Annotated in this window: 1 protein-coding gene; it reads right to left on the reverse strand. The window is 28.4% G+C overall.

Features of this window, described 5'->3' with window-relative positions; genetic code table 11:
• Positions 1-101: 101 nt before the first annotated feature.
• On the reverse strand, positions 102-440 hold the full coding sequence (locus GMC_RS0100040) for a helix-turn-helix domain-containing protein (protein WP_010520209.1): 339 nt from the start codon (positions 438-440) through the stop codon (positions 102-104).
• Positions 441-587 lie beyond the last annotated feature (147 nt).

Raw genomic sequence — 587 nt, forward strand, 5'->3', positions numbered from 1 at the left:
GATGGCTCTGATATGATAGAGCGGAATTGCATTCCGTTCTTACAAAGCGAATAAAATATATAGAAATCCACAGCTTGTTTTAGGTTGTGGATTTTTTGTTTTTAAGCAGAAAAAGCTTGTTTGGTTTTAAAGTTTTGGACTACGTTATCAATCAAAAAGAAGAGTTTACTTTTAGTGTCTTCATCTAGTTTTTCAATATCATAAATACGTTGTAATACAGCTTTATCTAAATTAGATACTTCTGCTTCTCCTATTAAGAAATCTACAGATACATCGAAAGCTTTAGCCATTTTTAAAAGAATTTCTACAGATGGCATGTTCTCATTACGTTCATAGTTTCCTATAATCGTTCTGGAAACTTTAATTTCCTTAGATAAATCAGTTTGCGACCAATTTTTCTTCTTTCTGAGCTGTATTATTTTACTTCCTATGTCTAACATAATTGGCGCATATCAATGATAAATACTGTATTTATACAAATTTAGGTAATTATTTTTGACAAAAGACTAGTAATGTTTCTTACTAAATGAAAAGCTAATTGTATATTTGTCAAATAAGTTTGACAATAAAAAACTTTTCAACAAAAT

It is taken from the genome of Aquimarina agarivorans (assembly GCF_000218485.1).
In the GTDB taxonomy this organism is placed as follows: Bacteria; Bacteroidota; Bacteroidia; order Flavobacteriales; family Flavobacteriaceae; genus Aquimarina; species Aquimarina agarivorans.